Below are 23,603 nucleotides of genomic sequence, written 5' to 3' on the forward strand. Positions count from 1 at the left end.
TGGAGAACAAGATGAAACGTGCATTTATTATGGTGCTGGACTCCTTTGGTATTGGTGCGACTGAAGATGCGGATCGCTTTGGCGACGTAGGCTCAGACACTATGGGACACATTGCAGAAGCCTGTGCGAAAGGCGAAGCTGACAAGGGTCGCAAAGGTCCACTGAATCTGCCTAACCTGACCCGTCTGGGCCTGGTGAAAGCTCACGAAGGTTCTACCGGTAAAATTGCTGCTGGTATGGACGGTAACGCGGAAGTGATTGGTGCCTACGCCTGGGCGCATGAACTCTCTTCCGGGAAAGACACGCCGTCTGGCCACTGGGAAATCGCGGGTGTTCCGGTTCTGTTTGACTGGGGTTATTTCTCCGATCATGACAACAGCTTCCCGCAGGAACTGCTGGATAAACTGGTCAAACGTGCCAACCTGCCGGGCTACCTCGGCAACTGCCACTCTTCCGGTACCGTGATCCTGGATCAACTGGGTGAAGAGCATATGAAAACCGGCAAGCCGATTTTCTATACTTCCGCAGACTCCGTGTTCCAGATTGCCTGTCACGAAGAGACTTTTGGCCTGGATAAACTCTACGAACTGTGTGAAATCGCTCGTGAAGAACTGACCGAAGGTGGTTACAACATCGGTCGTGTTATCGCGCGTCCGTTTATCGGTGATAAAGCGGGTAATTTCCAGCGTACCGGTAACCGTCACGATCTGGCCGTTGAGCCGCCAGCACCGACCGTGCTGCAGAAACTGGTCGACGAGAAAGACGGTCACGTGGTTTCCGTCGGTAAAATCGCGGATATCTACGCTAACTGCGGCATCACCAAAAAAGTGAAAGCTACCGGCCTGGACGCGCTGTTCGACGCCACCATCAAAGAGATGAAAGAAGCGGGTGATAAGACCATTGTCTTCACTAACTTCGTTGATTTCGACTCTTCCTGGGGACATCGTCGCGATATCGCTGGTTACGCTGCAGGTCTGGAACTGTTCGACCGCCGTTTGCCTGAACTGATGGAACTGGTGGGTGAAGATGACATTCTGATCCTGACTGCTGACCACGGCTGTGACCCGAGCTGGACCGGCACTGACCACACTCGTGAGCACATTCCGGTGCTGGTTTACGGCCCGAAAGTGAAACCAGGTTCTTTAGGTCACCGTGAAACTTTCGCGGATATTGGCCAGACGCTGGCGAGCTACTTTGGTACATCGCCGATGGACTACGGTAAAAACATGCTGTGATACCCGTTGTCTTTCGCGCTGTAGATGCGTTGACTTCATTCGCTCACCCCGGTCACATAGGTAATCTATGCTTCCCGGGGTTCCGAATTCGTCGCCTTCCTACAACGCGAAATCCTTAGGGTATTTGAATTCGTTTTGTCGGTTGGGTAAGGCATTGCTACCCCCCCGACAAAAACAATAAATCAAAAGGGAACTGAAGATGGCAACTCCACATATTAATGCAGAAATGGGTGATTTCGCTGACGTCGTATTGATGCCGGGCGACCCGCTGCGCGCAAAGCATATTGCTGAAACTTTCCTCGAAGATGTTCGTGAAGTGAACAACGTTCGCGGCATGTTAGGTTTCACCGGTACTTACAAAGGCCGTAAGATCTCCGTTATGGGTCACGGGATGGGTATCCCGTCCTGCTCTATCTACACCAAAGAGCTGATCACCGATTTTGGCGTGAAGAAAATCATTCGCGTAGGCTCCTGCGGCGCTGTGCGTATGGACGTTAAACTGCGTGACGTGGTTATCGGTATGGGCGCCTGCACCGACTCCAAAGTAAACCGTATCCGTTTTAAAGATCATGACTTCGCAGCTATCGCTGACTTCGACATGGTGCGTAATGCAGTTGATGCGGCAAAAGCGCTGGGCGTAGACGCGCGCGTGGGCAACCTGTTCTCCGCTGACCTGTTCTACTCTCCGGACGGCGAAATGTTCGACGTAATGGAAAAATACGGCGTGCTGGGCGTGGAAATGGAAGCGGCGGGTATCTACGGCGTTGCGGCTGAGTTTGGTGCGAAAGCGCTGACCATCTGCACCGTGTCCGACCATATCCGTACTCACGAGCAGACCACTGCCGCTGAACGTCAGACGACCTTCAACGACATGATCAAAATCGCACTGGAATCCGTTCTGCTGGGCGATAAAGAGTAAGTGTTGTGATGCCCGGTAGCGCTGCGCTTACCGGGCTACAATCGATGTATGCCGGACCGCCATCCGGCATTTTCAGGCCAGCGTTTAGCTCACTGCACTGGCAATCCACGCTGACAGCTCGCGTAACTCTTTCTCCTGCTGTGGGAAATCAACCAGCAGCGCTTCGCACTCCTGTTGCAGCATATCCGCACGGTACAAACACCCCTGCAGACGACCCGCCAGCGCTTCTAACGGCGCGGGATTGAGGCTGTCGGTAAAGACCTGCGTACGGGTGATATGACCTTTTTCCACGTCGAAATGCAGCTCAACGCCGCCCCAGGTGAAACGCTCGTCCAGAAGATGCGAGAACGCGGGCGCCTGACCAAAATTCCACTCCCAACTGCTCTGACGGGCAAAGGTTTCGGCAAAGTTCGGCAGATCCGGGGTTTTGTCCGGCGAGATAATTTCCGCTTCGACACGTTCGCCGTAGTGGGCAAAAAAGGCTTCCGTGATGGCCTGACAGACCTGTTGATGGGTGATGCCCGGCAACAGCTCCGTTAGATTCGCTACGCGTGAGCGAACCGAGGTGATGCCTTTGGCGGCGAGTTTCTTTTTATCCGGATTGAGATAGTTTGCCAGGCGGCTGAGATCGGCGTTCAACAACAGCGTGCCGTGGTGGAATCCGCGGTCTTTCGTTTCCCGATAAGCAGAGCCGGAAACTTTGCGATCGCCGTCTGGCGTTTTCACGACCAGATCGTTACGCCCGGAGGCGTCGGCGTCTACGCCCAGCGCGTTCAGGGCATGGAGGACAATAGCGGTAGAGATGGTTTTGTCGTACTCCGGTTTACCGGCCATAAAGGTAAAGCAGGTATTGCCTAAGTCATGGAACACCGCGCCGCCGCCGCTGCTGCGACGGGCGAGCCGCACGTTGTCTTCTTCCATACGGCGGGTATTACACTCTTTCCACGGGTTTTGCGCCCGGCCAATCACCACCGTATCGGCGTTACGCCACAAGAACAGGACGCGCTGCGTGGCGGGCATCTGGCGAAAAATGCACTCTTCGACCGCGAGGTTAAACCACGGATCGTAAGAGTCTGAGATAAGCAGGCGTAGTGTCGTCATGGTCGATTTCCTTTCTGTTAATACTCTTTCTTCTCGTTGTCTTCTTCCTGTACCGGTTTATTGGCGGTCAGCAGGAAAGGGGATTGCTGCCAGCGGGTGCGCTTGCCTTGCAATAAGGTACGGGTGAGCACCACGCCAATTGCCAGTGACAGAAGCAGCATTAGGCGTAAGATGTTGGTGGTGTTATCCACCTGCTTGGCTTCGGTGGCGAGCGTGTGGGTATCCAGCGTCAGGCGTAGATAGCCCAGCGGACCATTTCTTCCCTGAATGGGCTCGACAATCTGCTGGTTAAAATAGCCCCCGGCTTTTTTGCCGTCCAACGCCAGTCGGTCTCGAACGTTGACGCTCTCACCGGTGCGTGTAATCAGGTCTCCCTTTTCATCGTAGACGCCCGCATCCAGAATACGGCTACTTTCCGTGAGCTGCGAGAGTACCGCTTTAATGCGCTTTTCATCCGGCGTTTCGGTACGCATCAGCGGGGCGACGTTCAAGGAGACCTGGCGAGCCAGCGTGCGCGCCAGCTCTTCGAGCTGCGGATTACGCTGCTGTTGGTGGCTTTGACTAAACCAGGACGCGCCCTGCATCAGAGCAACGAGCAGCGCAAGGCAGGACAATACAATCACTGCACGATGAAGTCGGAATTTCAGTTTTGTGCGAGCCATATTCCACCTGCTGAAAATTTGAGACTTAATGTTGCCAGAAGCGCTGGTTACAGGGTAGCCTCATGCGTTATTTTCCCCTGATGATTCCGACCCGAACGATTTTACAGGAGCTTTAATGCCTAACATTACCTGGTGCGATCTACCTGAAGATGTTTCTCTGTGGCCAGGTCTGCCTCTCTCTTTAAGCGGTGATGAAGTCATGCCGCTGGATTACCACGCGGGCCGCAGTGGCTGGCTGCTGTACGGTCGTGGGCTGGATAAACAACGGTTAACGCAATACCAGAGCAAACTGGGTGCGGCGATGGTGATCGTGGCGGCGTGGTGCGTTGAGGATTATCAGGTGATTCGTCTGGCGGGCTCGTTAACGCCGCGTGCGGCAAAACTGGCGCATGATGCCAAACTGGATGTTGCGCCACTGGGTAAAATTCCGCATTTGCGCACGCCGGGTTTGCTGGTGATGGACATGGATTCAACGGCTATCCAGATCGAGTGTATTGATGAAATTGCCAAACTGGCGGGAACCGGCGAAATGGTAGCCGAAGTTACCGAACGCGCGATGCGCGGCGAGCTGGACTTTACCGCCAGCTTGCGCAGCCGCGTGGCGACGTTGAAGGGCGCTGATGCCAATATTTTGCACCAGGTGCGCGAAACGCTACCACTGATGCCAGGCCTGACTCAGCTGGTGTTAAAACTGGAAACGCTCGGCTGGAAAGTGGCAATTGCCTCCGGCGGTTTTACCTTCTTTGCCGATTATCTGCGTAACAAACTACGTCTGACGGCGGCTGTGGCAAACGAGCTGGAGATCATGGACGGTAAATTCACCGGCAACGTGATCGGCGATATCGTCGATGCGCAGTACAAAGCCAACACCCTGACCCGCCTGGCGCAGGAGTATGAGATCCCGATGGCGCAGACGGTGGCGATCGGCGATGGCGCCAACGATCTGCCGATGATCAAAACGGCTGGACTGGGTATAGCGTATCATGCCAAACCCAAAGTGAATGAAAAGACGGAGATTACGATCCGTCACGCTGACCTGATGGGCGTGTTCTGCATTCTCTCTGGCAGCATGAACCAGAAATGATTTAATTGCCTGATGGCAAAGTGACCGTAGGCCGGATAAGCGCCCACGCTGTCCGGTAAACGCGCTAACGAAAGAGGTAAAACGTGGCCAAAGCTCCAAAACGCGCCTTTGTTTGTAACGAATGCGGGGCCGATTACCCGCGCTGGCAAGGGCAATGCAGCGCCTGTCAGGCCTGGAACACCATTACCGAGGTACGCCTTGCCGCGTCACCAACGGTGGCGCGTAACGAGCGGCTCAGCGGCTATGCCGGGAATGCGGGCGTCGCAAAAGTGCAGAAGCTGTCTGATATCAGCCTTGAAGAGTTGCCGCGTTTTTCCACCGGATTTAAAGAGTTTGACCGCGTGCTGGGCGGCGGTGTGGTGCCCGGCAGCGCCATCCTGATTGGCGGTAACCCCGGCGCAGGGAAATCAACGTTGCTGCTGCAAACGCTGTGCAAGCTCGCTGAGCAGATGAAAACCCTGTACGTCACCGGCGAAGAGTCTTTGCAACAGGTGGCGATGCGCGCGCATCGACTCGGTCTGCCGACGGCGAATCTGAACATGCTGTCGGAAACCAGTATCGAACAAATTTGCCTGATTGCCGAAGAAGAACAGCCGAGGTTGATGGTTATCGACTCCATTCAGGTGATGCACATGGCGGACATTCAGTCTTCGCCGGGCAGCGTGGCACAGGTGCGCGAAACCGCGGCTTACCTGACCCGCTTTGCCAAAACGCGCGGCGTGGCGATTGTCATGGTCGGCCACGTCACCAAAGACGGCTCGCTGGCCGGTCCAAAGGTGCTGGAGCACTGTATTGACTGCTCGGTTCTGCTCGACGGCGACGCCGATTCTCGTTTTCGTACTCTGCGTAGCCATAAAAACCGCTTTGGCGCGGTGAATGAACTGGGCGTCTTTGCCATGACCGAACAGGGGTTGCGTGAAGTTAGCAACCCTTCCGCTATCTTCTTAAGCCGTGGCGATGAAGTCACCTCCGGCAGTTCGGTGATGGTGGTCTGGGAAGGCACGCGCCCGTTGCTGGTGGAGATTCAGGCGCTGGTCGACCATTCGATGATGGCGAATCCGCGTCGTGTGGCGGTCGGCCTGGAGCAGAACCGTCTGGCGATTCTGCTGGCTGTGCTGCATCGTCACGGCGGCTTGCAGATGGCGGATCAGGACGTGTTCGTCAACGTGGTCGGTGGCGTGAAGGTTACCGAAACCAGCGCCGATCTGGCACTGCTACTGGCAATGGTTTCCAGCCTGCGCGACCGACCGCTGCCGCAGGACTTAGTGGTCTTTGGCGAAGTGGGACTGGCGGGCGAAATCCGTCCGGTACCCAGCGGCCAGGAGCGTATTTCGGAAGCGGCGAAGCACGGCTTTCGTCGGGCGATTGTTCCTGCCGCCAACGTGCCGAAAAAAGTGCCGGAAGGGATGCAGGTCTTTGGCGTTAAGAAGCTTACGGATGCTTTAAGCGTGTTTGACGACCTATAATAAAATACCCGTCGTCTTTCCGGCGGTATTGGGTATTACGTTTATTTTTACAGCAGGAGGCTCTTGTGTCATTTGATTATCTGAAAACTGCCATTAAGCAAAAGGGCTGTACCCTGCAACAGGTGGCAGATGCCAGTGGCATGACCAAGGGATATTTAAGCCAACTGCTGAATGCCAAAATTAAAAGCCCCAGCGCGCAAAAGCTGGAGGCGTTGCACCGGTTTCTCGGGCTGGAGTTTCCGCGCCAGCAGAAGAATATCGGTGTGGTATTCGGTAAGTTTTATCCGCTGCATACCGGCCATATCTATCTTATCCAGCGCGCGTGTAGTCAGGTCGATGAACTGCATATCATCATGGGGTATGACGACACGCGCGATCGCAGTCTGTTTGAAGACAGCGCTATGTCGCAACAGCCCACGGTGCCCGATCGTCTACGCTGGCTGCTGCAAACCTTTAAGTATCAGAAAAATATCCGTATTCATGCCTTCAACGAAGAGGGTATGGAGCCGTACCCACACGGTTGGGATGTGTGGAGCAACGGGATCAAAACGTTTATGCAGGAGAAAGGGATCCAGCCTAACTGGATTTACACCTCTGAAGAGTCAGATGCCCCGCAGTATCTGGAACATCTGGGGATCGAAACCGTGCTGGTGGATCCCAAACGAACGTTTATGAACATCAGCGGCGGGCAAATCCGTGAGAACCCGTTTCGCTACTGGGAGTATATTCCTACAGAAGTGAAGCCGTTTTTCGTGCGCACTGTGGCGATCCTCGGCGGAGAGTCGAGCGGAAAATCGACGCTGGTGAACAAGCTCGCCAATATCTTTAACACTACCAGTGCGTGGGAATATGGGCGTGATTACGTCTTCTCCCATTTGGGCGGTGATGAGATGGCGTTGCAGTATTCCGACTACGATAAAATCGCCCTGGGACAAGCCCAATACATTGATTTTGCTGTCAAGTATGCCAATAAAGTGGCGTTTATCGACACCGATTTCGTTACCACTCAGGCCTTCTGCAAAAAGTATGAAGGGCGTGAACACCCGTTTGTGCAGGCCCTGATTGACGAGTATCGCTTTGACCTGGTGATCCTGCTGGAGAACAATACTCCATGGGTGGCGGATGGCTTACGCAGTCTCGGCAGTTCGGTTGACAGAAAAGCGTTTCAGTCGCTGCTGGTCGAGATGCTGCAGGAAAACAATATCAATTTTGTGCACGTTCAGGAGCCCGACTATGACGGTCGATTTCTGCGCTGCGTGGAGTTGGTGAAAGAGTTGATGGGCGAGCAGAGATAGCGTAAATGCCGGATGGCGTTGCGCTTATCCGGCCTACAAGTCGCACTAACCTCGTAGGCCGGATGAGGCGTAACGCCGCCATCCGGCGCTTAACGGTAATTACTTCGAAATACGCTTGTACTTAATACGCTTCGGCTCCAGCGCATCTGCGCCCAGCGTGCGTTTCTTGTACTCTTCGTATTCGGTAAAGTTACCTTCGAAGAACTCAACCTTACCTTCATCCTGGTAATCCAGGATGTGGGTTGCGATACGGTCGAGGAACCAACGGTCGTGCGAGATAACCATCGCGCAGCCCGGGAACTCCAGCAGGGCGTTTTCCAGCGCGCGCAGGGTTTCGATATCCAGGTCGTTGGTTGGTTCATCAAGCAGCAGCATGTTGCCGCCAACCTGCAGCAGCTTCGCCAGGTGCAGACGACCGCGCTCACCGCCGGAGAGTTCGCCTACGCGTTTACCCTGATCAACACCTTTAAAGTTGAAGCGGCCTACGTAGGCGCGGCTTGGCATCTCGGTGTTGCCGATCTTCATGATATCCAGCCCGCCGGAAACTTCTTCCCACACGGTTTTGCTGTTGTCCATGGCGTCACGGAACTGGTCAACGGAAGCCAGCTTGACGGTTTCACCCAGCGTGATGGTGCCGCTGTCTGGCTGTTCCTGACCGGACATCATACGGAACAGGGTAGATTTACCCGCGCCGTTCGGACCGATGATGCCGACGATGGCGCCTTTCGGTACGGAGAAGCTCAGGTCGTCAATCAGAACGCGATCGCCGTAGGATTTACGCAGATTGGTGACTTCAACGACTTTATCGCCCAGACGTGCTCCAGGTGGGATAAACAGTTCGTTGGTTTCGTTACGCTTCTGGTATTCGGTGTTGTTCAGCTCTTCAAAGCGTGCCAGACGGGCTTTACCCTTAGACTGACGGCCTTTAGCGCCCTGACGCACCCACTCCAGCTCTTTCTCAATGGATTTACGGCGAGCCGCTTCCTGAGACGCTTCCTGCGCCAGACGCTGATCTTTCTGCTCCAGCCAGGAGGAGTAGTTGCCTTCCCATGGAATACCTTCGCCGCGGTCAAGCTCCAGAATCCAGCCCGCAACGTTGTCGAGGAAGTAACGGTCGTGGGTAATCGCCACCACGGTGCCTTCGAAGTCGTGCAGGAAGCGTTCCAGCCACGCAACGGATTCGGCGTCCAGGTGGTTAGTCGGTTCGTCGAGCAGCAGCATGTCTGGTTTTTCCAGCAGCAGGCGGCACAGCGCGACGCGGCGGCGTTCACCACCGGAGAGGTTCTCAATTTTAGCGTCCCAGTCCGGCAGACGCAGGGCGTCAGCGGCACGCTCAAGCTGCACGTTCAGGTTATGACCGTCGTGCGCCTGAATGATCTCTTCAAACTTGCCCTGTTGCGCAGCGAGTTTATCGAAGTCGGCGTCCGGCTCGGCGTACTTTGCGTACACTTCATCCAGACCTTTCAGCGCGTTAACCACTTCGGCAACCGCTTCTTCCACGGATTCACGAACGGTATGTTCCGGGTTTAGTTTCGGTTCCTGCGGCAGGTAACCGATTTTAATGCCAGGCTGTGGGCGAGCTTCACCTTCGATATCGGTATCAATGCCGGCCATGATGCGCAGCAGGGTTGATTTACCCGCGCCGTTCAGACCAAGTACACCGATTTTGGCGCCAGGGAAGAAGCTCAGTGAGATGTTTTTAAGAATATGACGTTTCGGCGGAACGACTTTGCCGACACGATGCATGGTATAAACAAATTGGGCCACGTTGGACTCGCCTCTTTATTTATCCCGTCATACTTCAAGCTGCAGATGCGTTGGCTGTGAGTTACTCGGCTCATCCATGAGCCTCGCCCTTGCGGGCCGCTGCTCCGCAGCGTTCAAATCTGTTCCTGACAGATTTGTTGTTCCCCCCAGTCACGCACTTTGTACGCTCAGGGGATTTACTCCCTCGCCGCCTTGCTGCAACTTGAATTATTTAGGGCTAATTATTGGTAAATAGTTATCAAAGGCGAAGTGTAGCCTTTTTCATTGCCCAATCCCAGCCAGCAGATCTCACTCGCAACAAAAGTAAAAAAGTGTCCGTGACGTGGCGCATTCTGCAATGTCTGGTTAGCATGAACTAATTAAGCGGCATGATGCTGCACAGACGTAACATGAGAAGAGGAAGAGCTTGTGGACAAAGCCAATCAATTTACCTGGCGCCTGCTGGCGGCCAGCGTATGTCTGCTGACGGTCAGTCAAGTGGCGCGAGCCGATTCCCTGGATGAGCAGCGCAGTCGCTATGCGCAAATTAAACAGGCCTGGGATAACCGACAGATGGATGTCGTAGAGCAGATGATGCCCGGCCTGAAGAATTATCCTCTGTATCCTTATCTGGAATATCGTCAGATTACTGACGATCTGATGAATCAGCCCACCATTACCGTTACCAATTTTGTGCGCGCCAACCCGACGCTGCCCCCCGCGCGTACTCTGCAATCACGTTTCGTGAATGAACTGGCGCGACGGGAGGACTGGCGTGGACTACTGGCGTTCAGCCCAGAAAAACCGGGTACCACGGAAGCGCAATGCAACTATTACTTTGCGAAATGGAGCACCGGGCAAACCGAAGAGGCCTGGCAGGGCGCGAAAGAACTGTGGTTGAGCGGGAAAAGCCAGCCGAACGCCTGTGACAAATTATTCGGCGTATGGCGCGCCTCAGGAACTCAGGATCCGCTGGCGTATCTGGAGCGTATTCGTCTGGCGATGAAAGCCGGGAATACCGGTCTGGTCACGGCGTTAGCTGGACAGATGCCCGCGCAATACCAAACTATCGCTTCGGCGATCATCGCGCTGGCCAACGATCCGAATTCGGTGATGACCTTTGCACGCACCACTGGCGCGACGGATTTCACCCGACAGATGGCGGCGGTGGCTTTTTCCAGCGTGGCGCGTCAGGACGCGGAAAATGCCCGCCTGATGATCCCGTCTCTGGCGCAGGCGCAACAGCTGAATGACGAGCAAACCCAGGAGCTGCGCGACATCGTCGCCTGGCGTCTGATGGGCAATGACGTTACCGATGAGCAGGCCAAATGGCGCGATGACGCCATTATGCGCTCGAATTCCACCTCGCTTGTGGAGCGCCGTGTGCGCATGGCGCTGGGAACCGGCGATCGTCGTGGTCTGAATACCTGGCTGGCGCGTCTGCCAATGGAAGCAAAAGATAAAGATGAGTGGCGTTACTGGCAGGCGGATCTGCTGCTTGAGCGCGGGCGTGAGGCGGAAGCCAAAGAGATCCTGCACCAGCTCATGCAGCAGCGCGGTTTCTATCCGATGGTGGCGGCACAGCGTCTGGGTGAAGAGTACGAGCTGAAAGTGGATAAAGCCCCGGCAAACGTTGACTCTGCGCTGACTCAGGGACCGGAAATGGCACGTGTGCGCGAGCTAATGTACTGGAATCTGGACAATACCGCGCGCAGTGAATGGGCGAATCTGGTCACCAGTCGCACGAAGTCTGAGCAGGCTCAGCTGGCGCGTTACGCGTTCAACAATCACTGGTGGGATCTGAGCGTACAAGCGACGATCGCCGGTAAGCTGTGGGATCATCTGGAAGAGCGTTTCCCACTGGCCTACAAGGATCTGTTTACACGCTACACCAGCGGCAAGGATATTCCGCCAAGCTATGCGATGGCGATAGCGCGTCAGGAAAGCGCCTGGAACCCGAAAGTGAAATCGCCGGTTGGCGCCAGCGGGCTGATGCAGATTATGCCGGGCACGGCGACGCATACGGTGAAAATGTTCTCGATTCCAGGTTACAGCAGCCCGAGCCAACTATTGGATCCTGATACCAACATCAACATTGGTACCAGCTATTTACAGTATGTCTATCAGCAATTCGGCAATAACCGCATTTTTGCGTCGGCGGCCTATAACGCTGGACCGGGGCGCGTTCGCACCTGGCTTGGCAATAGCGCGGGTCGTATCGATGCTGTCGCGTTTGTCGAAAGCATTCCATTCTCTGAGACGCGTGGCTACGTGAAGAACGTGCTGGCTTACGATGCGTACTATCGCTATTTCCTTGGTGATAAGCCGGAGTTGATGAGCGACTCAGAATGGCAACGTCGTTACTGATCGTGTCGGTTGTGTTATGCTATCGTACTCGTTAAAGAGTACAAAAGGGGGAGGCAAGCACGCTTCCCCCGCAACGATGGCGATAACTTATGACTCAGCAATCACCCTATTCGGCAGAGATGGCAGAACAGCGTCACCAGGAGTGGTTACGTTTTGTCGATCTGCTTAAACACGCCTATGAACAAGACTTACACCTGCCCCTGCTCAATTTGATGTTAACGCCGGATGAGCGCGAAGCGCTGGGCACGCGCGTGCGTATCATTGAAGAGCTGCTGCGCGGCGAGATGAGTCAGCGCGAGCTTAAAAACGAGCTCGGGGCGGGGATCGCCACCATTACACGGGGGTCGAACAGCCTCAAATCTGCACCGGTGGATCTGCGTCATTGGCTGGAGCAGGTGCTGCTAAAAAATGCCTGATGGCACTTCGCTTTCAGGCCTAATTATGTGGCGCGGTTGTGGCCGGATAAGGCGAAGCCGCCATCCGGCACAACGCTATAAATACACTGCGTTATGAAACGGGCTGAGCGCCAGAATCACCGCCTGGTGGTAGACGCTTGAGCGCGTCAGCTTGCCCGCGGTAAAGACGCCGATAGCGCCCTCTTTACGGCCAATCTCATCAATACCCGTGTAGTCCGACATCACCGGACCGAGCGCTTCGCCCTGACGGACTCTGTCGAGAATGACAGCAGGCAATGGCAGCGTGGCTGAACGGGCTTCGCCGCGCTGGACGCCATTATCAATCACCACCCAACTGAAGGTCGCATCGTCGTCAATTCCCGCTTCAATAGCGACCCAAAAATCAGCCTGCGGGTGCAGACGGCGCGCATTATCAACGCGATTTCGTGCGCCAGTGCGCGTTTCCTGGTTTCCGAAAGGTTGTTCCGGCACGCCACTCTCGACGGCGACGGGTTCAATATGGCAGGATCCTTCCCCGAAAATCTCTTCAAATGCCCGCAGAATTGCCTGAATTTTGGCAGGATTGGTGGTCGCAGAGATAACCTTGTGCATAATTAAGCTCAGTTTGAAAATTCATCGCATCGCAGTATAACGGAAAAAAAGCATGTTACAGGTATACCTTGTTCGCCATGGCGAAACGCAGTGGAACGCCGAGCGACGTATTCAAGGCCAGTCAGACAGCCCACTGACCGCTAAAGGTGAACAGCAAGCCATGCAGGTGGGCGAACGCGCCCGCACTTTTGGTATTACGCATGTCATCAGCAGCGATTTAGGTCGTACACGACGCACCGCAGAAATCATCGCCCAGGCCTGTGGCTGTGATATCACCTATGACTCACGTTTGCGCGAGCTGAATATGGGCGTGCTGGAGCAACGCCATATCGATACGCTGACGTCGGAAGAAGAGGGCTGGCGTCGCCAGTTGGTGAACGGTACGGTGGAGGGGCGTATTCCGGAAGGGGAATCGATGCAGGAACTGAGCGATCGCGTCCACGCGGCGCTGGCATCCTGTCTGGAGTTGCCGCCGGGGAGTCGTCCGCTGCTGGTCAGTCACGGTATTGCACTGGGTTGCCTGGTGAGTACGATTCTGGGATTACCGGCATGGGCTGAACGTCGCCTGCGTCTGCGCAACTGTTCTATTTCTCGCGTCGATTACCAGGAAAGTTTGTGGCTGGCGCCGGGATGGGTAGTTGAAACGGCAGGGGACATCTCACATCTGGACGCCCCTGCGTTAGACGAACTGCAACGCTAGCGGCGAATCGGAATCAGGAATTCGCAGCGCAGGTTGATCGGGCGATCTCCCGCTTTGGCATCTTCTGCCGGGTAGTATCGCTCGATATCCTGCCCTTTACGGCGCGTCAGGTTCAGCATTGGCATGCATGTGCCGTAAACCGTCAGGATAAACTCCTGTACGCCGGTCCCCAGCCCTTCATAGGTAAACATGACATACTCGCCGCCCTGTAGCAGGATAGGCTGTGCCGACGGCACATAACCATTGGCCTGTTCCGGCGTCAGTGCTGTGGTGTAAAACACTTCCTGCTCGTCATCTTTTTCAATGCTCGGACGCGTTTCGTTCAGCCCGTACAGCACCGGTGGGATCGCAGGAGCCTGGCTAAGGAAGTCGCGCCAGAACTGAATTCGCATTTCATGACGGAAATCTGAAATCTGCTCCAGCGAGCAGGAATAGCTTTGTGTGGTGCCAAGCAGTTGCGTATCTTCCAGCGTGACAAACTCGTGCGCAGGCATGGCAAATTCACCCAGTCGCATAGGCGGGCGAATACCAAACGCGCTCCATTCCGGCGAACGGCGATACAGCGCAGGCGTCTGGGAAAACTGTTTCTTGAACGCGCGGGTAAAGGTTTGTTGAGAGTCAAAGCGATATTGCAGCGCAATATCCAGAATTGGGCGTGCAGTCAGGCGCAGCGCCACTGCGGATTTCGATAAACGACGGGCGCGGATATAGGCGCCAATAGCATGGCCCGTCACGTCCTTAAACATTCTCTGCAGGTGCCACTTGGAATAGCCTGCTTTTGCCGCCACATTGTCAAGCGACAAAGGCTGATCCAGATGACCTTCCAGCCAGATTAATAGGTCGCGAATAATGCCAGCCTGATCCATAAAATATCCTCATCCTTTCAACAACGAGTACCTGACGTCAGGTATGAGGATAATAGCATTTTTTGCTGTTTTAGCATTCAGTGTTTTTTTTGCTCATAAATGCTTTTTTCGATCATTCGAAAGCGTGATTATTGTAATCCTGTGATCTGTATACGTTTTATCTTAGAATGTCGAATAATTACACAGAGTAACTTTTAAAAATGGTAACAATATGAAATATAAGAGCTTAATCATTTCCTCAATTCTGCTGATGTTGGCGCAGGTCGCCCATGCGGAGCAGATTGGATCTGTCGATACGGTGTTCAAAATGTTTGGGCCGGATCATAAAATTGTGGTCGAAGCGTTTGACGATCCAGATGTTACCAACGTGACCTGCTACGTGAGCCGGGCGAAGACCGGCGGCATCAAAGGTGGGCTGGGGCTGGCGGAAGATACCTCCGATGCCGCCATTTCCTGTCAGCAGGTGGGGCCGGTAGAACTGAGCGACAGAATCAAGAACGGCAAAGCGCAGGGCGAAGTGGTATTTAAAAAACGTACCTCGCTGGTGTTTAAATCCTTACAGGTCGTGCGTTTTTACGACGCGAAACGTAATGCCCTGGCCTATCTGGCCTATTCAGATAAAGTGGTCGATGGATCGCCCAAAAATGCCATCAGCGCGGTGCCCATCATGCCGTGGCGGGAATAACAAGGAAGCAAAATGCAACAACCGTTGATCTGGTTGGTTGAGGATGAGCAGGGCATTGCCGATACGCTCATCTACATGCTGCAGCAGGAAGGTTTTAGCGTGGAAGCGTTTGAGCGCGGGTTACCTGCGCTGGAGAAATCTCGCCAGCGTTGTCCTGATGCAATCGTTCTGGATGTCGGACTACCGGATATCAGCGGTTTTGAACTGTGTCGACGCCTGCTGGAGCGGCATCCGGCGTTGCCGATCCTGTTTCTGACCGCGCGTAGCGATGAGGTGGATCGCCTGCTTGGGCTGGAAATTGGTGCGGATGACTATGTTGCCAAGCCTTTCTCACCGCGCGAGGTGTGCGCCCGCGTGCGTACGCTGCTGCGGCGGGTGCAGAAATTCTCTGCTCCTTCATCGACGACGCGTTGCGGCGATTTTGAGCTTAATGAGCTGGCCGCGCAGATTACCTGGTTCGGCAAGCCGTTAAACCTGACGCGCTATGAATTTCTGTTGCTGAAAACGTTGCTGTTGTCGCCGGGGCGCATTTACTCACGCCAGCAGTTGATGGATTTAGTCTGGGCCGATGCACAGGACACCTTTGACAGAACGGTCGATACTCACATCAAAACGCTGCGCGCCAAGCTGCGGGCTATCAACCCTGAGCTTTCCCCCATCAATACGCATCGCGGTATGGGATATAGCCTGAGGAGCGTCTGATGCGCATTGGCATGCGTTTGTTGCTCGGCTATTTTCTGATTGTTGCCGTCGCCGCCTGGTTCGTTTTGTCGATCTTTGTGCAGGAAATTAAACCAGGCGTCCGCCGGGCGACCGAAGGCACTTTGATTGATACCGCCACGCTGCTGGCTGCGCTGGCGCGCGATGACTTGCTCTCTGACTCTCCCGCCAACGGCAAGCTGGCGCAGGCATTTTCGCAACTGCATAACCGCCCATTCAGCGCCAATATCAGCGGCATTAACAAAGTCCGTAATGAATACCATGTCTACATGACGGACGCGCAGGGTAAAGTGTTGTTTGATTCCGCAAACCAGGTTGTCGGTCAGGACTATTCTCGCTGGAACGACGTGTGGTTAACCTTGCGTGGGCAATATGGCGCCCGCAGTACGCCGCAAAACCCGAACGATCCGGAAAGTTCAGTGATGTACGTGGCCGCGCCGATCGTAGACGGCGGACGTATTATCGGAGTGCTTAGTGTCGGTAAACCGAACGCGGCGATGGCGCCGGTGATTAAACGCAGTGAACGGCGGATGCTGTGGGCCAGCGCCGTATTGCTGGGCATTGCCTTAGTGATTGGCATCGGGATGGTATGGTGGATAAACCGCTCCATCGCCCGGCTGGCGCGCTATGCCGACTCCGTTACCGAGAATCGCCCCGTCCCACTGCCTGATTTAGGCAGCAGCGAGCTACGTAAACTGGCGCAGGCGCTGGAAAGTATGCGACTGAAGCTGGAGGGCAAAAACTACATTGAGCAGTATGTTTATGCATTAACGCATGAACTGAAAAGTCCGCTGGCGGCCATTCGCGGCGCGGCTGAGATTTTGCGCGAAGGTCCGCCGCCGAACGTGGTTGCGCGCTTTACTGATAATATTCTGACGCAAAATACGCGTATGCAGGCGCTGGTCGAAACCCTGTTACGCCAGGCGCGACTGGAGAATCGACAGGACATTACGTTGACGGCAGTGGCGGTAGATGCGCTGTTTGCTCAGCTCAAAGAGGCGCGTAGCGTGCAACTGGCGGCAAAAAACATCACGCTTACCATTATGCCTTCATCGCTTAGCGTCGCCGCCGATCCTGCGTTACTGGAGCAGGCAGTGGGGAATTTGCTCGACAACGCTATCGACTTCACGCCACAGGACGGGACGATTACGCTGAGCGCGCATCAGCAGGATGAACTGGTCACGTTGCAGATAATCGACAGCGGCAGCGGGATCCCCGACTTCGCGTTGCCGCGTATTTTTGAGCGTTTCTATTCGCTGCCCCGTGAAAATGGGCATAAGAGCAGCGGTTTAGGGCTGGCGTTTGTCAGTGAGGTTGCGCGACTGCACGAGGGGACGGTGACATTGTGCAACCGACCACAAGGCGGCGCACAGGCCTCGTTTACGCTTCACGCTCACTTCACATAACTTCAAATTCTCCGCACATAGCTGTTCTACCTTGCTGATATTGCAAAGGAGAACGCTATGTTTAAATCACCCCTGTTTTGGAAAATAGTCACCTTAGGTGGCGCAATACTGCTGCTGTTAATTCCGCTGACTATGGTCAGGCAGATCATCGTGGAGCGATCGGATTACCGCGATGAAGTCGAAGATGCTATCCGACAGAGCACCAGCGGGCCGCAAAAGATGGTAGGACCGTTGATAGCCATTCCGGTAACGGAACTTTACACCTCACTGGAGGATGGCAAAGAAATCCAGCGTAAGCGTAGCTATATCCATTTCTGGCTGCCGGAGTCGTTGGTAGTTGAGGGGAATCAGAACGTTGAAGCGCGTAAAATCGGTATTTATGAGGGCCAGGTCTGGCACAATGATGTTTCGGTGAAGGCTGAGTTTAACGCCGAACGCTTGAGTGATTTAAATCATCCAAATATCAGCATCGGCAAACCGTTTATTGTGGTTGGCGTGGGGGACGCGCGTGGGATTGGCGTGGTAAAAGCGCCGCAGGTCAATGGAACGTCGCTGGCCGTTGAGCCTGGGACGGGGCTGGATGGACGTGCGCAGGGGATCCACATTCCGCTACCCGATGCGAGCTGGGCTGAGCAAAATCTGAGCATGGCGTTGTCGCTTAATTTGAGCGGAACCGGCGATTTCTCCGTCGTTCCGGTTGGACGTAACAGTGAAATGACCTTAACCAGCAACTGGCCGCATCCCAACTTTCTTGGGGACTTCCTCCCGGCTAAGCGCGAAATTAGCGAATCAGGATTCAAGGCTCAGTGGCAAAGCAGCTGGTTTGCGAACAACCTCGGCGAGCGCTTTAACGACGAAAAGATTGGTTGGCTGGGCATGCCAGCGTTTAGCGTCGCCGTCGCCACGCCAGCAGATCAGTATCAGTTAACGGACAGGGCGACAAAGTATGCCATCCTGCTGATTGTGCTGACCTTTATGTCTTTCTTCGTCCTTGAAAGTATGACCAATCTGCGCCTGCACCCGATGCAGTATCTGCTGGTGGGGCTATCGCTGGTAATGTTTTATCTGCTGTTGCTGGCACTGTCGGAACACATTGGTTTTACGGCGGCGTGGATTACGGCAAGTCTGGTGGGGGCGTTGATGAACGGTGTGTATCTGCAGGCGATATTGCAGGGCTGGCGGAACAGTATTTTGTTCACCGTGGCGCTGCTGGGGTTGGATGGTGTGATGTGGGTGCTGCTACGTTCACAGGATAGCTCTTTACTGCTGGGAACCGGCGTGCTGTTGTTCGCGCTGTGTGGGGTCATGTTCCTGACGCGTCATCTTGACTGGCACTCGCTGGCACAGCCAAAAACAAAGCCAAAATCTACAGAACTTCCAGAGCTTCAGCCTGCGCAGAGCGAGGAATTTCGCTTGTGGAAATAGGGCAGTAGGGGAAATGAAAAACGGCGCATAAAGCGCCGTTTTTATACCAGTGAGGATTGAATTAATCCTGCAGGTCGCCGCAGAAACGGTAGCCTTCACCGTGAATGGTGGCGATGATTTCTGGCGTATCCGGCGTTGATTCGAAATGCTTACGAATGCGGCGGATCGTCACGTCAACGGTACGGTCATGCGGCTTCAGTTCGCGACCGGTCATTTTTTTCAACAGTTCTGCGCGAGACTGGATTTTGCCCGGATTCTCACAGAAGTGAAGCATGGCGCGGAATTCGCTGCGTGGCAGTTTATACTGCTCACCGTCAGGACCAATCAGAGAGCGGCTGTTGATGTCCAGCTCCCAGCCATTGAACTTGTAGCTTTCGACGCTACGGCGTTCTTCGCTGACAGTACCCAGGTTCATGGTACGGGACAGCAGGTTACGAGCACGGATAGTCAGTTCGCGCGGGTTAAACGGCTTGGTGATGTAATCGTCTGCGCCGATTTCGAGGCCGAGAATTTTATCGACTTCGTTATCACGGCCCGTCAGGAACATCAGCGCAACGTTAGCTTGTTCGCGAAGTTCGCGTGCTAACAGCAGGCCATTTTTCCCAGGCAGATTGATATCCATAATCACAAGGTTGATATCATATTCAGAGAGAATCTGATGCATTTCCGCGCCATCTGTCGCTTCGAATACATCATAGCCTTCTGCTTCGAAAATGCTTTTCAACGTGTTGCGTGTTACTAACTCGTCTTCAACGATAAGAATGTGCGGGGTCTGCATGTTTGCTACCTAAATTGCCAACTAAATCGAAACAGGAAGTACAAAAGTCCCTGACCTGCCTGATGCATGCCGTAAATTAACATGATCGGCGTAACATGACTAAAGTACGTAATTGCGTTCTTGATGCACTTTCCATCAACGTCAACAACATCATTAGCTTGGTCGTGGGTAGTTTCCCTCTGGACCCGACAGTGTCAAAAACGGCTGTCATCCTAACCATTTTAACAGCAACATAACAGGCTAAGACATGCCGGACACCCAATAAAACTACGCTTCGTTGACATATATCAAGTTCAATTGTAGCACGTTAACAGTTTGATGAAATCAACGTATCCAAATGTTTGCTTTCATCACAAAATTGCAATATTACAACTAGTTGCACGAGCAAATTAATAAATGTAATGAATCCAACCGGTGCGATCCATTTTAAATTAAATTATCATGGATAAACAGAGGGATATGCAACTTTTGTTAACATAAAAAGCAATAGTACACCCGGGAAATAGTTTAGCATTTTTTAATGGATGCGAAATGCTTTTTCAGTGATTTCTGTTAAAAATATGTAAATTCGCACTGCGTAATATGTTGAAGCACGTCACATTTTTCCTTGCAGACTGGCCAAAAAGAGTATCGAAATGCGTTTAACAATTATTCTGGTTGCCCCCGCCAGAGCGGAAAATATTGGTGCGGCTGCCCGCGCTATGAAGACTATGGGGTTCACCCAATTACGCATCGTTGACAGCGAAGCCCACCTGGAACCCGCCACGCGATGGGTCGCGCATGGTTCTGGCGATATTATTGATAATATTAGCGTTTTTTCAACGTTGGCGGAGGCGCTGTACGACGTAGATTTTACCGTCGCGACCACTGCGCGTAGTCGGGCGAAGTTCCATTACTACGCTACGCCGGTCGAACTGGTTCCTCTGCTGCAGGAAAAATCAACGTGGATGGATCATGCCGCGCTGGTTTTTGGTCGTGAAGATTCAGGGCTGACCAACGAAGAATTGGCCCTGGCGGATGTACTCACCGGTGTACCTATGGTGGCTGACTATCCTTCACTCAATTTGGGGCAGGCGGTGATGGTGTATTGCTATCAATTAGCAGGTTTAATACAACAACCCGTCAAAAACATTGAGGTGACGGATGAGCTTCAGCTACAGGCATTGCGCGCGCGCGTTTTGCGTTTATTAGCCACGCTGAACGTTTCTGACGACATCAAGTTGGCGGACTGGCTGCAACAGCGAATGGGTCTGTTAGGGCAGCGAGATACGGCAATGTTGCACCGTTTTTTACATGATATAGAAAAAAGCATCACGAAATAAAGTATCGAACTGTTTTTACTGTGTGGTGTTTTATTCTGGATTCAAGTAGGGCTGACATACTGTATTGGTCGAAACTAAAAGGGCAAGCAGTCGCTCGTGAACAAGTTTCGGAATGTGACCAATTTAAAAATTTATTGACTTAGGTCAGCAGATACTTTAACCCTAAAAGAATACAGGACAGATAATAAATAATTACAGAGCACACAACATCATGAAACGCATCAGCATCACCATTACCACAACCATCACCATTACCACAGGTAACGGTGCGGGCTGACGCGTACAGGAAACACAAGAAAAAGCCCGCACCTAAACAGTGCGGGCTTTTTTTTCGACCAAAGGCAATGAGGTAAACCATGCGAGTGTTGAAGTTCGGCGGTACATCAGTGGCAAATGCAGAGCGCTTTCTGCGGGTTGCCGATATTCTGGAAAGCAATGCCAGACAGGGGCAGGTCGCGACCGTTCTCTCTGCCCCCGCAAAAATTACCAACCATCTGGTGGCGATGATTGAGAAGACCATCGGTGGTCAGGATGCTTTAGCCAATATCAGCGACGCCGAACGCATTTTCTCTGAGCTGTTGGTGGGGCTTGCCGCCGCGCAACCGGGTTTCCCGCAGGCTCCGCTCAAAGCCTTTGTTGAACAAGAGTTTGCACAGATTAAGCACGTCCTGCACGGTATCAGCCTGCTGGGTCAGTGCCCGGACAGCATCAATGCTGCGCTTATTTGCCGTGGTGAAAAAATGTCGATCGCCATCATGGCTGGCCTGCTGGAAGCGCGCGGGCACAACGTGACGGTCATCGACCCGGTAGAGAAATTGCTGGCGGTAGGCCATTACCTCGAATCTACCGTTGATATCGCCGAATCTACGCGCCGCATTGCCGCCAGCCGTATTCCTGCGGACCATATGATTCTGATGGCAGGATTTACCGCCGGGAATGAGAAAGGAGAGTTAGTGGTGCTGGGGCGTAATGGCTCTGACTACTCTGCCGCCGTACTGGCCGCCTGTTTGCGCGCCGATTGTTGTGAGATCTGGACCGATGTCGATGGTGTATATACCTGCGATCCGCGCCAGGTACCCGACGCCCGACTGCTGAAGTCGATGTCTTATCAGGAAGCGATGGAGCTTTCTTACTTCGGCGCTAAAGTGCTGCACCCACGCACCATTACCCCTATTGCCCAGTTCCAGATCCCGTGCCTGATTAAAAATACCGGCAATCCACAAGCGCCCGGCACGCTTATCGGTGCCAGCAGTGATGATGACGATTTGCCGGTAAAAGGGATTTCTAACCTCAATAACATGGCGATGTTTAGCGTCTCCGGCCCTGGGATGAAAGGCATGGTGGGGATGGCGGCGCGAGTTTTTGCCGTGATGTCGCGCGCAGGCATCTCGGTGGTGCTGATCACCCAATCCTCTTCTGAATACAGCATCAGCTTCTGCGTCCCGCAGGGCGACTGCGCGCGTGCGCAACGCGCCATGCAGGATGAATTCTATCTCGAACTGAAAGAAGGCTTGCTGGAGCCGCTGGCGGTGACTGAGCGTTTGGCGATCATCTCGGTCGTTGGCGATGGTATGCGCACGTTGCGTGGCATCTCGGCGAAATTTTTTGCCGCGCTGGCTCGCGCGAACATTAATATCGTGGCAATCGCCCAGGGCTCGTCTGAGCGTTCCATTTCGGTAGTGGTGAATAACGACGACGCGACCACTGGCGTGCGTGTGACCCATCAGATGCTGTTCAACACCGATCAGGTGATTGAAGTATTTGTCATTGGCGTTGGCGGCGTGGGCGGTGCGCTGCTGGAGCAGCTTAAACGTCAGCAAACCTGGCTTAAAAAGAAGCATATCGATCTGCGCGTGTGCGGCGTGGCGAACTCGAAGGCCCTGCTGACCAACGTCCATGGTCTGAATCTGGAAAACTGGCAGTCGGAGCTGGAAAGCGCGAAAGAGCCTTTCAACCTGGGGCGCTTAATTCGTCTGGTGAAAGAATATCATCTGCTCAATCCGGTGATTGTCGACTGTACTTCAAGTCAGGCGGTCGCGGATCAGTATGCGGATTTCCTGCGCGAAGGCTTCCATGTGGTTACGCCGAACAAAAAGGCCAACACGTCGTCGATGGATTACTACCATCAGCTGCGTTTTGCTGCGGCGAAGTCTCGTCGTAAATTCCTGTACGACACCAACGTAGGCGCGGGCTTGCCGGTAATTGAGAACCTGCAAAATCTGCTCAGCGCGGGCGATGAACTGCAACGTTTCTCCGGCATTCTTTCTGGTTCGCTGTCGTTTATTTTCGGCAAGCTGGATGAAGGCATGAGCTTCTCCGAGGCCACCACCATGGCGCGTGAGCTGGGCTATACCGAACCCGATCCGCGTGACGATCTATCCGGTACGGACGTGGCGCGTAAGCTGCTGATCCTGGCCCGTGAAACCGGTCGTGAGCTGGAGCTTTCTGACATTGTTATTGAGCCGGTCCTGCCAAAAGAGTTTGATGATTCCGGTGATGTTTCCGCGTTTATGGCGAAATTGTCGCAGCTGGATGACGCCTTTGCCGCGCGTGTGGCGAAAGCCCGTGATGAGGGGAAAGTATTACGCTATGTTGGCAATATTGAAGAGGATGGCGTCTGTCGCGTGAAAATAGAGGCCGTAGACGGCAACGATCCGCTGTTCAAAGTGAAAAACGGTGAAAACGCGTTGGCGTTTTACAGCCACTATTATCAGCCGCTACCGTTGGTTCTGCGCGGATACGGCGCGGGTAACGACGTGACGGCGGCGGGCGTATTTGCCGACCTGCTACGTACCCTTTCATGGAAGTTAGGAGTCTGA

At 53.9% G+C, this 23,603-nt stretch carries 22 protein-coding genes and 1 other annotated feature; of the genes, 16 read left to right on the top strand and 6 right to left on the bottom strand.

The features are described 5' to 3' along the window. Positions 1-11 precede the first annotated feature (11 nt). Both deoB and deoD read left to right on the top strand, forming a co-directional pair. Positions 12-1,235: a phosphopentomutase gene (gene deoB / locus HV334_RS03475; protein ID WP_016151610.1), complete on the top strand. Its 1,224-nt coding sequence runs from the start codon at positions 12-14 to the stop codon at positions 1,233-1,235. Between the two features lie 199 nt (positions 1,236-1,434). Continuing rightward, positions 1,435-2,154, top strand: a complete 720-nt coding sequence (deoD, locus tag HV334_RS03480) for a purine-nucleoside phosphorylase (protein WP_000224864.1) — start codon at positions 1,435-1,437, stop codon at positions 2,152-2,154. A gap of 84 nt (positions 2,155-2,238) precedes the next feature. Here deoD and lplA read toward each other — a convergent pair whose 3' ends face one another. After that, complete coding sequence (gene lplA, locus HV334_RS03485; RefSeq protein ID WP_016151611.1) at positions 2,239-3,255, bottom strand: lipoate--protein ligase LplA; 1,017 nt, start codon at positions 3,253-3,255, stop codon at positions 2,239-2,241. A gap of 17 nt (positions 3,256-3,272) precedes the next feature. Then, positions 3,273-3,917, bottom strand: coding sequence for a YtjB family periplasmic protein (locus tag HV334_RS03490; RefSeq protein WP_181221182.1), 645 nt, complete (start codon positions 3,915-3,917; stop codon positions 3,273-3,275). Positions 3,918-4,032: 115 nt separating this feature from the next. Between HV334_RS03490 and serB the strand changes: the two genes are divergently transcribed. From serB to nadR, 3 genes are all read left to right on the top strand, one after another. Continuing rightward, positions 4,033-5,001 (top strand): phosphoserine phosphatase, encoded by a 969-nt coding sequence (serB, locus tag HV334_RS03495; RefSeq protein WP_003829946.1) that lies wholly within the window; start codon positions 4,033-4,035, stop codon positions 4,999-5,001. Positions 5,002-5,084: 83 nt separating this feature from the next. Beyond that, positions 5,085-6,467, top strand: coding sequence for a DNA repair protein RadA (gene radA / locus HV334_RS03500; protein WP_053389006.1), 1,383 nt, complete (start codon positions 5,085-5,087; stop codon positions 6,465-6,467). 65 nt (positions 6,468-6,532) lie between these two features. Then, positions 6,533-7,762 (top strand): multifunctional transcriptional regulator/nicotinamide-nucleotide adenylyltransferase/ribosylnicotinamide kinase NadR, encoded by a 1,230-nt coding sequence (gene nadR, locus HV334_RS03505; protein WP_016151614.1) that lies wholly within the window; start codon positions 6,533-6,535, stop codon positions 7,760-7,762. Positions 7,763-7,861: 99 nt separating this feature from the next. Here nadR and ettA read toward each other — a convergent pair whose 3' ends face one another. Then, complete coding sequence (gene ettA, locus HV334_RS03510) at positions 7,862-9,529, bottom strand: energy-dependent translational throttle protein EttA (RefSeq protein ID WP_003019019.1); 1,668 nt, start codon at positions 9,527-9,529, stop codon at positions 7,862-7,864. A 408-nt stretch (positions 9,530-9,937) separates the two neighbouring features. Here ettA and sltY point away from each other — a divergent pair, with 408 nt between their 5' ends. Together sltY and trpR are read left to right on the top strand one after the other, a co-directional pair. Next, positions 9,938-11,875, top strand: coding sequence for a murein transglycosylase (sltY, locus tag HV334_RS03515; protein ID WP_181221183.1), 1,938 nt, complete (start codon positions 9,938-9,940; stop codon positions 11,873-11,875). A gap of 89 nt (positions 11,876-11,964) precedes the next feature. Beyond that, positions 11,965-12,291, top strand: coding sequence for a trp operon repressor (trpR, locus tag HV334_RS03520; protein ID WP_019078321.1), 327 nt, complete (start codon positions 11,965-11,967; stop codon positions 12,289-12,291). Between the two features lie 75 nt (positions 12,292-12,366). Here trpR and yjjX read toward each other — a convergent pair whose 3' ends face one another. After that, a complete protein-coding gene (gene yjjX, locus HV334_RS03525) occupies positions 12,367-12,882 on the bottom strand; it encodes an inosine/xanthosine triphosphatase (protein WP_016151618.1) in 516 nt (171 codons plus the stop codon). 52 nt (positions 12,883-12,934) lie between these two features. On the opposite strand from yjjX, the gene gpmB reads away from it, so the two are divergent. Then, positions 12,935-13,582: a 2,3-diphosphoglycerate-dependent phosphoglycerate mutase GpmB gene (gpmB, locus tag HV334_RS03530; protein WP_016151619.1), complete on the top strand. Its 648-nt coding sequence runs from the start codon at positions 12,935-12,937 to the stop codon at positions 13,580-13,582. Here the strand turns inward: gpmB and robA are convergent. Beyond that, positions 13,579-14,448 carry an MDR efflux pump AcrAB transcriptional activator RobA gene (robA, locus tag HV334_RS03535; protein WP_003837295.1) on the bottom strand — a complete coding sequence of 290 codons (870 nt, stop codon included), beginning with the start codon at positions 14,446-14,448 and terminating at the stop codon, positions 13,579-13,581. The genes gpmB and robA overlap by 4 nt on opposite strands. Positions 14,449-14,659: 211 nt before the next feature. On the opposite strand from robA, the gene creA reads away from it, so the two are divergent. Genes creA through creD form a run of 4 tightly spaced genes read left to right on the top strand, consistent with a single transcriptional unit; the run spans position 14,660 to position 18,684 of the window. Next, a complete protein-coding gene (gene creA / locus HV334_RS03540; RefSeq protein ID WP_016151621.1) occupies positions 14,660-15,133 on the top strand; it encodes a protein CreA in 474 nt (157 codons plus the stop codon). Positions 15,134-15,145: 12 nt separating this feature from the next. Continuing rightward, positions 15,146-15,835 (top strand): two-component system response regulator CreB, encoded by a 690-nt coding sequence (gene creB, locus HV334_RS03545; RefSeq protein WP_047500122.1) that lies wholly within the window; start codon positions 15,146-15,148, stop codon positions 15,833-15,835. Further along, a complete protein-coding gene (gene creC / locus HV334_RS03550) occupies positions 15,835-17,259 on the top strand; it encodes a two-component system sensor histidine kinase CreC (protein ID WP_103766853.1) in 1,425 nt (474 codons plus the stop codon). Before creB ends, creC begins: the two co-directional genes overlap by 1 nt. A 57-nt stretch (positions 17,260-17,316) precedes the next feature. Beyond that, complete coding sequence (creD, locus tag HV334_RS03555; protein ID WP_103766852.1) at positions 17,317-18,684, top strand: cell envelope integrity protein CreD; 1,368 nt, start codon at positions 17,317-17,319, stop codon at positions 18,682-18,684. 61 nt (positions 18,685-18,745) lie between these two features. Here the strand turns inward: creD and arcA are convergent, their stop codons facing one another. Further along, on the bottom strand, positions 18,746-19,462 hold the full coding sequence (gene arcA / locus HV334_RS03560; protein ID WP_001194359.1) for a two-component system response regulator ArcA: 717 nt from the start codon (positions 19,460-19,462) through the stop codon (positions 18,746-18,748). A gap of 95 nt (positions 19,463-19,557) precedes the next feature. Here arcA and yjjY point away from each other — a divergent pair, with 95 nt between their 5' ends. The 4 genes from yjjY (at position 19,558) to thrA (ending at position 23,603) form a co-directional block, all read left to right on the top strand. Further along, positions 19,558-19,698, top strand: a complete 141-nt coding sequence (gene yjjY, locus HV334_RS03565) for a protein YjjY (RefSeq protein ID WP_042998021.1) — start codon at positions 19,558-19,560, stop codon at positions 19,696-19,698. A 399-nt stretch (positions 19,699-20,097) separates the two neighbouring features. Beyond that, positions 20,098-20,784: a tRNA/rRNA methyltransferase gene (locus tag HV334_RS03570; protein ID WP_181221184.1), complete on the top strand. Its 687-nt coding sequence runs from the start codon at positions 20,098-20,100 to the stop codon at positions 20,782-20,784. 206 nt (positions 20,785-20,990) lie between these two features. Then, positions 20,991-21,117: a sequence feature (Thr leader region), on the top strand. Then, complete coding sequence (gene thrL, locus HV334_RS03575; RefSeq protein ID WP_032337689.1) at positions 20,996-21,061, top strand: thr operon leader peptide; 66 nt, start codon at positions 20,996-20,998, stop codon at positions 21,059-21,061. It overlaps the preceding feature by 66 nt. A 23-nt stretch (positions 21,118-21,140) precedes the next feature. Continuing rightward, positions 21,141-23,603, top strand: coding sequence for a bifunctional aspartate kinase/homoserine dehydrogenase I (gene thrA / locus HV334_RS03580; protein WP_047414492.1), 2,463 nt, complete (start codon positions 21,141-21,143; stop codon positions 23,601-23,603).

The organism is Citrobacter sp. RHBSTW-00944 (assembly GCF_013615435.1).
Lineage (GTDB): Bacteria > Pseudomonadota > Gammaproteobacteria > Enterobacterales > Enterobacteriaceae > Citrobacter > Citrobacter braakii.

Bases quoted from the DNA above. Each gene is read 5' to 3' on its own strand.
- deoB (WP_016151610.1), top strand. From the start codon at position 12: ATGAAACGTGCATTTATTATGGTGCTGGACTCCTTTGGTATTGGTGCG.
- deoD (WP_000224864.1), top strand. From the start codon at position 1,435: ATGGCAACTCCACATATTAATGCAGAAATGGGTGATTTCGCTGACGTC.
- lplA (WP_016151611.1), bottom strand. From the start codon at position 3,255: ATGACGACACTACGCCTGCTTATCTCAGACTCTTACGATCCGTGGTTT.
- HV334_RS03490 (WP_181221182.1), bottom strand. From the start codon at position 3,917: ATGGCTCGCACAAAACTGAAATTCCGACTTCATCGTGCAGTGATTGTA.
- serB (WP_003829946.1), top strand. From the start codon at position 4,033: ATGCCTAACATTACCTGGTGCGATCTACCTGAAGATGTTTCTCTGTGG.
- trpR (WP_019078321.1), top strand. From the start codon at position 11,965: ATGACTCAGCAATCACCCTATTCGGCAGAGATGGCAGAACAGCGTCAC.
- yjjX (WP_016151618.1), bottom strand. From the start codon at position 12,882: ATGCACAAGGTTATCTCTGCGACCACCAATCCTGCCAAAATTCAGGCA.
- gpmB (WP_016151619.1), top strand. From the start codon at position 12,935: ATGTTACAGGTATACCTTGTTCGCCATGGCGAAACGCAGTGGAACGCC.
- robA (WP_003837295.1), bottom strand. From the start codon at position 14,448: ATGGATCAGGCTGGCATTATTCGCGACCTATTAATCTGGCTGGAAGGT.
- creA (WP_016151621.1), top strand. From the start codon at position 14,660: ATGAAATATAAGAGCTTAATCATTTCCTCAATTCTGCTGATGTTGGCG.
- creB (WP_047500122.1), top strand. From the start codon at position 15,146: ATGCAACAACCGTTGATCTGGTTGGTTGAGGATGAGCAGGGCATTGCC.
- creC (WP_103766853.1), top strand. From the start codon at position 15,835: ATGCGCATTGGCATGCGTTTGTTGCTCGGCTATTTTCTGATTGTTGCC.
- creD (WP_103766852.1), top strand. From the start codon at position 17,317: ATGTTTAAATCACCCCTGTTTTGGAAAATAGTCACCTTAGGTGGCGCA.
- arcA (WP_001194359.1), bottom strand. From the start codon at position 19,462: ATGCAGACCCCGCACATTCTTATCGTTGAAGACGAGTTAGTAACACGC.
- yjjY (WP_042998021.1), top strand. From the start codon at position 19,558: ATGACTAAAGTACGTAATTGCGTTCTTGATGCACTTTCCATCAACGTC.
- HV334_RS03570 (WP_181221184.1), top strand. From the start codon at position 20,098: ATGCGTTTAACAATTATTCTGGTTGCCCCCGCCAGAGCGGAAAATATT.
- thrA (WP_047414492.1), top strand. From the start codon at position 21,141: ATGCGAGTGTTGAAGTTCGGCGGTACATCAGTGGCAAATGCAGAGCGC.